8 protein-coding genes are annotated in these 8,341 nt (G+C 64.6%); 1 reads left to right on the top strand and 7 read right to left on the bottom strand.

Features of this window, described 5'->3' with window-relative positions:
• Window positions 1–96 precede the first annotated feature (96 nt).
• On the top strand, window positions 97–573 hold the full coding sequence (locus BIS11_RS06430) for a DUF721 domain-containing protein (RefSeq protein ID WP_253422036.1): 477 nt from the start codon (window positions 97–99) through the stop codon (window positions 571–573).
• A gap of 81 nt (window positions 574–654) precedes the next feature.
• Here the strand turns inward: BIS11_RS06430 and lpxC are convergent, their stop codons facing one another.
• The 7 genes from lpxC to BIS11_RS06395 form a co-directional block, all read right to left on the bottom strand.
• Entirely contained in the window at window positions 655–1,566 is a 912-nt protein-coding gene (gene lpxC, locus BIS11_RS06425; protein WP_253422038.1) for a UDP-3-O-acyl-N-acetylglucosamine deacetylase, read from the bottom strand.
• A gap of 173 nt (window positions 1,567–1,739) precedes the next feature.
• Complete coding sequence (gene ftsZ / locus BIS11_RS06420) at window positions 1,740–2,915, bottom strand: cell division protein FtsZ (RefSeq protein WP_253585841.1); 1,176 nt, start codon at window positions 2,913–2,915, stop codon at window positions 1,740–1,742.
• Window positions 2,916–2,949: 34 nt separating this feature from the next.
• A complete protein-coding gene (gene ftsA, locus BIS11_RS06415; protein WP_253422040.1) occupies window positions 2,950–4,239 on the bottom strand; it encodes a cell division protein FtsA in 1,290 nt (429 codons plus the stop codon).
• A 383-nt stretch (window positions 4,240–4,622) separates the two neighbouring features.
• On the bottom strand, window positions 4,623–5,345 hold the full coding sequence (locus BIS11_RS06410; protein WP_253422042.1) for a cell division protein FtsQ/DivIB: 723 nt from the start codon (window positions 5,343–5,345) through the stop codon (window positions 4,623–4,625).
• Window positions 5,346–5,369: 24 nt separating this feature from the next.
• A complete protein-coding gene (locus tag BIS11_RS06405) occupies window positions 5,370–6,299 on the bottom strand; it encodes a D-alanine--D-alanine ligase (RefSeq protein ID WP_253422044.1) in 930 nt (309 codons plus the stop codon).
• Window positions 6,299–7,711, bottom strand: a complete 1,413-nt coding sequence (murC, locus tag BIS11_RS06400) for a UDP-N-acetylmuramate--L-alanine ligase (RefSeq protein WP_227390454.1) — start codon at window positions 7,709–7,711, stop codon at window positions 6,299–6,301. The genes BIS11_RS06405 and murC overlap by 1 nt, the downstream gene beginning before the upstream one ends.
• A gap of 50 nt (window positions 7,712–7,761) precedes the next feature.
• Window positions 7,762–8,341 (bottom strand): glycosyltransferase (locus BIS11_RS06395; RefSeq protein ID WP_301286418.1); only part of this gene is annotated, 580 nt, incomplete at its 5' end.

Genomic DNA, 8,341 nt, shown 5'->3' with positions numbered 1-8,341 from the left:
ACGACATGCTGTGTGGCGGCTCCCTGGCGTGTTAGGCTTTCGACATTACGTCAAGCCGGCGCTTGCGTACTGAATCGGCACTCTGGAATTAAGCGTATGAGTATAAAGGTTAAGCGTTCTCGCGCACAGCCCATCAAGTCGGTGCTCGCAAGCTCTACCGAGGTGAGCAACCTCTTGCGCCAGTCGCGCTTGATCGACCAGGCCCAGCGTCATCTGCGTGCTCACCTGCCCGAAGAGATGCGTCCACACATTTTCGTGGGCGGCTTCAGCAACGCGCGCCTCACGGTGATCAGCGGGCAGGCGACCTGGCTTGCCTGGCTGCGCTTCGAGCAGCGCCGCCTGCTCGAACTCTTGCATCAACTGCCCGGCTTTGAGGCGGTGACCGGCTTCCACTTCAAGGTACGCCCGGTGCGCCCGGTCAAGGTCCCCGAACGCTACCACCGCTCGCTGTCTGCCGATGCCGGCCAGACCATCGCACAGTGCGCCGACGACACCGACGACCCGCGCCTCAAACGCGCGCTCGAACGTCTTGCCTCCCACGCCGGCAAGAAAGGGCCGCCCTCAAACGCATGAAGCACCGCCAGGCGGTGCTTCATAGATGGGGCATGAACGGCTGATTTCAACCGCTGCCTTGCGAAATCACGTCATTGACGTTCAGGCCATGGCCGGTGCGGCGTAGGAAATGGGCGCGACCGCCTTTTCGCCTTCGAAGGTCACGATCTCGTATGCCTGCGGCTGCGCCAGAAGCTCGCGGCACAGCTGGTTGTTCAAGGCGTGGCCGGACTTCACGCCGCGGAATTCGCCGATCAGGCTGAACCCCAGCTGGTAGAGATCCCCGATCGCGTCCAGCACCTTGTGCTTGACGAACTCGTCCTCGTAGCGAAGCCCGCCCTCGTTCACGATGCGGTAGTCGTCGACGACGATGGCGTTGTCGAGGCTGCCGCCGAGGGCGAGGTTGTTCGAGCGCAGAAATTCGAGATCGCGCATGAAACCGAAGGTACGCGCCCGCGACACTTCCTTGACGAAGGAGGTGGTCGAGAAGTCGATCAGCGCATTCTGGTGCTGCTGCTCGAACACCGGATGATCGAAATCGATGGAAAACGACACCTTGAAGCCCTGGTGCGGCAGGAAGACCGCCTCCTTGTCACCGTCGGTCACGGCGATGCGCTGCTTGATGCGAATGAACTTCTTCGGCGCGTCCTGTTCGAGGATGCCCGCCGACTGGATCAAAAAGACGAAGGGGCTGGCGCTGCCATCCATGATCGGCACTTCCGGCGCGCTCACGTCGACGTAGGCGTTGTCGATACCGAGCCCTGCGAAGGCGGACATCAGGTGCTCGACGGTCGCGACCTTGACGCCTTCGAAGGAGAGCGCGGTGCAAAGCTTGGTGTCTTCGACCAGCTCGGCCCGGGCGGGTACGTGTACCACGGGATCCAGATCGGTTCTGACAAACACTATCCCTGTGTCTGCGGGTGCCGGACGCAAAGCCAGATGGACTTTTTTACCGGAATGCAGACCCACTCCGGTAGCGCGAATGACATTTTGTAGTGTACGTTGTCTGATCATGGGCGTGGTGAAACTCTGGTAACGACGGTGCCGAAACTACCGGCCGCCGGCGTGAATAGAAAAAGTTATCGAACAGTGTTTACTTTAACAGCAAACGAGCGTTTCAACAAAAAGAATCTGTCGAAACCCTCGTTTGCCGTTAAGTGAACCCGATATCGTCGCAGGGACGGGGTTCAATCCGCCTGGCGACGCAGGAAGGCAGGAATGTCGAGGTAGTCGTCCGCCTCGGCGGCGCGACGCTTCTCGGGACGCGGCTTGGGCGCGGCCTCCTGCGCTTCGGCGCGAGCAGCGGACTGCTGACGCGTGATGGTCGGCTGCTGCATCTTGCGATAGTCCGCAGGCTCGGCCGCCGAGCGACGCGCCGGCTCGCGTACCGCCGCCTTGGGCTTGGTTCCGTCGAGACCTGCGGCCACCACCGTCACGCGCAGCTCGTCGGACATCTCCATGTCGATAGAGGTTCCCACCACGATGGTCGCTTCCTGAGAGGCGAACTCCTGGACCGTCGCGCCCACATCGTTGAACTCCCCGATGGAGAGATCCGGGCCGGCGGTGATGTTGACCAGGATACCGCGCGCGCCGTGCAGGTCGATGTCCTCGAGCAGCGGGCTGCGGATGGCTTTCTCCGCCGCCTCGCGGGCGCGGTTCTCGCCGGTGGCCCCGCCGGTGCCCATCATCGCCATGCCCATCTCGGACATCACGGTGCGCACGTCGGCGAAGTCGACGTTGATGATGCCGGGGCTGGTGATCAGCTCGGCAATGCCCTGTACCGCACCCAGCAGCACGTCGTTGGCCGCGCTGAAGGCGGTCAAGAGTGTGGCGTTCTTGCCCAGCACCGAAAGGAGCTTCTCGTTGGGAATGGTGATCAGCGAGTCGACGTGCTCGGAGAGCTCCTTCATGCCCTCTTCGGCGGCGCGCATGCGCTTGGGACCTTCGAACGGGAACGGGCGCGTCACCACGGCCACCGTCAGGATACCCAGCTCCTTGGCCACCTGGGCGACCTCCGGCGCACCGCCGGTACCGGTACCACCGCCCATGCCGGCGGTGATGAACACCATGTCAGCGCCGTCGAGAAGCTCGGCGATGCGATCGCGATCTTCCATGGCGGCCTGACGCCCGACTTCGGGGTTGGCGCCCGCCCCCAGGCCCTTGGTGATCTCACCGCCCAGCTGCAAGACCGTCTTGGCGGAGACACGCTTCAGCGCCTGCGCATCGGTGTTGGCGCAGATGAACTCGACGCCTTCGATGTTGCTTTCCACCATGTGGTTGACGGCATTACCGCCGCCGCCGCCGACACCGACGACCTTGATGACCGCACTGCTCGAGGGTGCGTTATCTACCAATTCGAACATAAGCCCCGTCTCCTGAACCGCGCTTGCGGCCCTGTCAGAAATTTCCTTTGAACCAGCCCTTGATTCTTGCTAGTGCCGAATGATCGTCCCTGCTATCACGCTGGGCGAGCTCGCTGCGTCCCTTGTGGGGCGAGCTGACCCGACCATGGCTTTCTTGACCCTGTCCGTGGCGCGACTCCTGCAACGCGTAGTGCAGAAGACCGACGCCGGTCGCATAGATGGGGTTGCGGACCACGTCCGCCAGACCGCGCACGTTCTGCGGGCAGGCGATACGCACCGGCATGTGGAAGATCTCCTCCGCCAGTTCGCTGACCCCCTCCATACGTGAGGTGCCGCCGGTGAGGACCACCCCGGCGGCCACCATGTCCTCATAGCCACTGCGGCGTAATTCATCGCGCACCAGCGTGAAGAGCTCCTCGTAACGCGGCTCGACCACTTCCGCCAATGCCTGGCGAGAGAGGTCCCGCGACGGGCGATCGCCCACGCTGGGTACCTTGATCATTTCATCGCTTGCCGCGAGCTGGGTGAGCGCGCAGGCGTACTTCACCTTGATCTCCTCGGCATGCTGGGTCGGCGTGCGCAGCGCCATGGCGATATCGTTGGTGACCTGATCACCGGCGATGGGAATGACCGCCGTATGGCGAATCGCCCCCTCGCTGAAGATCGCCATGTCGGTGGTGCCTCCACCGATGTCCACCATGCACACGCCGAGTTCGCGCTCGTCCTCGGTGAGGACCGCCATGCTCGAGGCGAGCTGTTCGAGGATGATGGCATCCACGTCCAGCCCGCAGCGGCGCACGCACTTCTCGATGTTCTGCACCGCGTTCAGCGCCGCGGTGACCAGATGCACCTGGGCCTCGAGACGCACCCCGGACATGCCGAGCGGCTCGCGAATGCCGCCCTGGGCGTCGATGGAGAACTCCTGAGGCAACACGTGAAGCACCCGCTGACCTTCCGAGATGGCGCGTGCCCGAGCCGAGTCGATGACCCGGTCGATGTCCGAGGGAGTGACTTCACGCTCCTTGATGGCGACGACCCCGTCGGAGTTCATCGAACTGATGTGGCTTCCGGCGACGCCGACATAGACGGAGTGGATGTCGCACCCTGCCATGAGTTCCGCCTCTTCCACCGCACGCTGAATCGACTGCACGGTCGATTCGATGTTGATCACGACGCCACGCTTCATTCCCCGCGAAGGGTGTGAGCCGATACCCGCAATCTCGATGCCACCGTCATCGGTGGGTTGACCGACTATCGCGACGACCTTGGACGTTCCGATGTCCAGCCCGACAACCATATTGGATGCATTGGGTGAGCCTGCCATGAGTCGGGTTATCTCCTTATAGTGATCTCAAGCGATAGGTTATTGGTGGTCGGCAATGCCCTATCGATACATCTGCCAACTACTAACTATTTATACATGCTTTTATATAAACAGCCGGCCAAGTCACCGAATTAAATAAAACTAGTCAATAAACAGGCCATTAACCATGCTTTCATCGTTATCGTTTAGTTTGGTTGGATACTCGCGAACCAAAACGTCCAGAACGACGGTAAACAGGGTCATCATATAGAAACGATGACCATTATACGACTAGTCCCGCACCACGATAATGGGCTTGACCAAGAATTTAAACCCCGGTGACGGGATTTCAGGTGTTGGCAACCGCTCACTTTCAGGTGTTCAACGCTGCGTGAACGTAAACGCTAGGGCCCCTGCTCCTCGTCAGCGTCGAAATCGCTCTGGCCATGCCACGCCACGGCCACGCCGTTGGGGTAGCGCAGGTCGATGTAACGGATCTGGTCGCCCTGGCGGCCCAGCTCGCGCTGCCAGGAGGCGGACAGCCGCGCCAGGCGAATGTCGTGCTGGCGTCGACCCAGCATCACCCAGGTCCCGTTGTCGAGCTGCAGCCGCCAGGCTCCGCGAGGCTCCAGGCGCAGCTGGGAAAGGCCAAGAGCGAGCGTGGCGAAGTGCGTCGTCAGACGCCGGTAGTAGATCAGCACTTCCTCGCTGCTCCCCACCGGCCCCCCCAGGTCGGGAAGCCCCGACGGCACTTCGAGCGGCGCGAAGGCGAAGGGCTCGCCTTCGGTGTTGAGCAAGAAGTCATCGTTCCAGCGCGCCACCGGCAGCTGCTCGACCAGTTCGAACACCAGGGCATTGGGCCACTCCCTGGAAATACGCACCTCGTGCAGCCAGCCGATGGAGAGCGCCCGGTCGCGAATCTCGCCCAGATCCGCCGAGAGCCAGGTGGCGTTGTGCACCAAGGGCGCCAGCTGGGTGCGCAGGTAGTCGGCGCTGACGTACTCCCACTCGCCGCGAATCGAGACGCGCTCGATGGGGCGGTCGAGCCATAGCCACAGCGCCCGCCCGCCGGCGCCCAGCAGCAGGGCCAGCAGGATCACTCCAAGCCATGCGTTACGCTTTTTCATGGTCGCTCATTGCAGCTAAGGGGCTCATGCGGACACGGCGGTGTTCAGGATGCGCAGCACCAGCGCATCGAAATCGATACCGGCGTGGGCCGCCGCCTGGGGCACCAGGCTGTGATCGGTCATGCCCGGAACGGTATTGACCTCGATCAGCCAGAACGTCCCGGCGCCGTCGCGCATCACGTCGATGCGCCCCCAGCCCTGCCCGCCCATGGCGGCAAACGCCTGGCGGCACAGCGCGGCAAGCGCGCCTTCGGCCTCGGCATCGAGCCCGCAGGGTAGATGGTACTGGGTGGTGTCGGAGAGATACTTCGCCTCGTAGTCGTAGAAGCCGCCCGGCACCTCCACGCGAATGGCCGGCAGCACCTCGTCACCGAGCAGCGCCACGGTGTACTCCTCGCCCTGAACGAAGCGCTCGGCCATCACCCGGGCATCGAACCGGGCCGCCTCGCGATAGGCCGCCTCGAGCTCCTCGCGACTTCTGACGATGCTGATGCCGAGCGTCGAGCCTTCATGGACGGGCTTGACGATCATCGGCAGCCCCAGCGCCGCGATGACGCCCTCCCAGTCGGCGTCGGCCGTCAAGGTGATGCTTTCCGGGGTCGGCAACCCCTGGGCGCGCCATACCTGCTTGGTGCGCTCCTTGTCCATGCCGAGCGCCGAAGCGAGCACGCCGCTGCCGGTATAGGGAATGCCGAGAAGCTCCAGCGCCCCCTGCAGGGTACCGTCCTCGCCGCCGCGGCCGTGAAGCGCGATGAACACCGCGTTCGGCGCCAGCGCCTCGAGCCCGGTCAGGCCGCCCTCGCGGGGATCAAAGCCCAGCGCATCGACCCCCTGGCGCTTGAGCGCCTCGAGCACCGCCGCCCCGCTCTTGAGCGACACCTCGCGCTCGCCGGAGGTGCCGCCGTATACCACCACTACCCGGCCAAGCGAGGCCGAGCGCGCATCAACCTTCATCATAGCGTCACCTCGTCCAACTGGAGTCGTGCCTGGGCCAGGGCGAGCGCGATGCCGCCGACGTCCCCCGCCCCCTGCGTGATCAGGATATCTCCCGGGCGCAGCACCTTTTTCAGCAGTGGCGCAAGCTCCTGCTTGTGCTCGACGAACAGCGGGTCCACCTCGCCGCGCTGGCGGATGGAACCGGCCAGCGTGCGACCCTCGGCGCCGGGAATCACCGGCTCACCGGCGCTGTAGACGTCGAGCAGCACCAGCGTATCGACCTGGGAGAGCACGCGCACGAAGTCTTCATACAGATCTCGCGTACGGCTGTAGCGATGGGGCTGGTAGAGCATCACCAGGCGCCGCTCGGGCCAGCCGGCACGCACTGCCTGGATGATCATGTCGACCTCGCGCGGGTGATGGCCGTAGTCGTCCACCAGCATGATCTCGCCTTCCCGGTTCGGCGCCGGGAAGTGGCCATGGACCTGGAAACGCCGCCCGACGCCGGCGAAATTCGCAAGCCCCTTGAGGATCGCCGCATCGCTGACACCGGCATCCGTGGCCACGACGATCGCCGCCATGGCGTTCTGCGCGTTGTGGCGCCCGGGCATCGCCAGGCGTACCTCGAGGGGCGCCGCGCCGTCCGGGCGGCGCGCGGTGAAGGAGACCTCACCCTCGTGCTGGCGAAAATCCTCGATGCGGTAGTCGGCCTGCTCGTTGAAGCCGTAGGTGACGAACTGACGCTTGACCTGGTCGCACAGCCCCTTGACGTGCGGGTCGTCGGTACACAGCACCGCCAGGCCGTAGAACGGCAGGTTGTGCAAAAACTCGATGAAGGTGGTCTTCAGGCGCTCGAAGTCGCCGCCGTAGGTCGCCATGTGGTCGGCATCGATATTGGTGACGATCGACACCATCGGCTGCAGGTGCAGAAACGACGCGTCGGACTCGTCGGCTTCCGCCACCAGGTAGTCGCCCTCGCCGAGCCGCGCGTTGGCGCCGGCGCTGGTCAGCTTGCCGCCGATCACGAAAGTCGGGTCGAGCCCGCCTTCGGCCAGGAGCGTCGCGGTGAGACTCGTGGTCGTGGTCTTGCCGTGGGTGCCGGCCACCGCGATGCCGTGGCGAAAGCGCATCAGCTCGGCGAGCATCTCGGCGCGGCGCACCACGGGCACGCGGTGCTCGTGGGCCCAGCGAATCTCCGGGTTGGTCTCGTCGATGGCGCTGGAGACCACCACGACATCGGCGCCCGCGACGTTCTCGGCGGCGTGACCGATGAATACCTCGACCCCGCAGCCACGCAGCCGCGCCACTACCGAAGAGACCTTCATGTCACTGCCGCTGACCGAGTAGCCCTGGTTGGCGAGCACCTCGGCGATGCCGCACATCCCCGCCCCGCCGATGCCCACGAAATGAAGGCGCTTGATGCGGCGCATGCCCGGCCCGGTGGGGGCGCTCGGCGCCGGCTTGTCGGTGATTGGATCGGTCACGCCGTATCTCCTTGCTTGACTAACGAAAGGCATCCTGCCGCTAAACGCTCGGTGGCCTCGAGACGCGCCGCCCGGCGCGCCCTGGAGGCCATCTCGACCAGGGTGTCACGGTTCAAGAGCTCGTCGAGGTGGTGGATCAGGCGCGCGTCGGTCAGCTCCGCCTGCACTGCGCAGCGCGCCGCCCCGGCCTTGACCAGCACCTCGGCGTTGATGCGCTGGTGGTCGTCCACGGCGAACGGGAACGGCACCAGAAGCGATGGTTTCGCTGCCGCGGCGAGCTCCGCCACGGTCAAGGCGCCCGAACGGCACACCACCAGGTCCGCCCAGTCGTAGGCGCGGGCCATGTCGTCGATGAAGGGCGACACCGTCGCCTCGACCCCGGCGGCTGCGTAGGCCTGGCGGGTCGTCTCGTCGCGCTCCTTGCCGGCCTGGTGCCATACCTCCGGATACCGGTCGGCATCGAGCGCGGCGAGCGCCCTGGGCAAACGCTCGTTGAGCGCCACCGCGCCGAGCGAGCCGCCCACCACCAGCAGCCGCAGCCGCCGGGTAGCGATCTCTTCCCGGGTGCGCGAGGAG

The sequence above is a fragment of the Halomonas sp. 707D4 genome (genome assembly GCF_024158685.1).
GTDB lineage: Bacteria > Pseudomonadota > Gammaproteobacteria > Pseudomonadales > Halomonadaceae > Vreelandella.
This window is presented reverse-complemented; position numbering and strand designations above follow the sequence as displayed.